Annotated in this window: 1 protein-coding gene; it reads right to left on the bottom strand. The window is 48.4% G+C overall.

Annotation, left to right across the window (positions count from 1 at the left end; translation table 11 throughout):
- Nucleotides 1–397: 397 nt before the first annotated feature.
- Nucleotides 398–885 (bottom strand): transposase (locus ACFPOF_RS27320; protein ID WP_378138559.1); only part of this gene is annotated, 488 nt, incomplete at its 5' end.

The following is an 885-nucleotide window of genomic DNA, read 5'->3' as shown; positions in this document are numbered from 1 at the left end:
CTCCCACTATAATTTAATGTTTTCTCGCATTTTCTCACTCGTTCTTAAATTCTCAACCATCGACTATCTCAAGAGATGGAGAAGTCATGTAGACATGGCATAATTTTCTGCAAGAGCCGGTGGCGGGAATAGCGATTGGAAAGCAATTTCCAATCTATGGGCGATTCATATGACTGCACCTTGGATACCCACCCTATCCCCTCGACGACTTACCCTCCCATGTCACGCTGGGTCTATGCCCTTACATTCCTTCGTTCTGTCTCTCGAGGTGTGGATGCCGTTTCTTGCTCCTTTACTGGGTCGTTGCCCTTACGGAATTAGATTCTACGGCTGCTCCGTGCTTCAATTGTCGTTAGTTTATTTCAAGTTCAGGTGAGGAACACGATAACGGTTTGAATCAAGCTGCCATCTGTAACTGAGCCTGACGTACAGGCCCAAGAACGTCGTTTGCTTGGTACATAATACGTTTGGTGCCGAGCGTGTACAAGACTCGGATCAGCTTTCCGCACAGTGCTACAATGGATTGTTTCTTCTTCAGCGGGTTATGACTTCGTGTCGTGAAATAGTGGTGCATCGCCTTAAACTCGGTGTTCTTGGCGACCATCGGCATCACCGCCCGGAACAGTAACGCTCGAAGCCTGGATCTACCGCGCTTTGTAATGGTTGATTTTCCTTTTTTCTTACCTGAACTATTTTCTTTCAAGTTAAATCCTGCGAGCCGGATAATCTGTTGACCGTGGTCGTAACCGCTGAGATCACCCACTTCCGCGAGGAAGCCGGCGAGCGTCACGACGGCAACGCCAGGGATGGTCAGCATTTCTTTTGTTCCCGGAATTTGAGCAAGCAGTCGCTCGACTTCCGTCATGATATCTTCAAGCTGTTTGG

The sequence above is a fragment of the Cohnella soli genome (genome assembly GCF_042655525.1).
Taxonomy (GTDB): domain Bacteria; phylum Bacillota; class Bacilli; order Paenibacillales; family Paenibacillaceae; genus Cohnella; species Cohnella soli.
The sequence above is the reverse complement of the archived record's forward strand: the minus strand, read 5'-3'. Positions and strand labels throughout refer to the sequence as shown.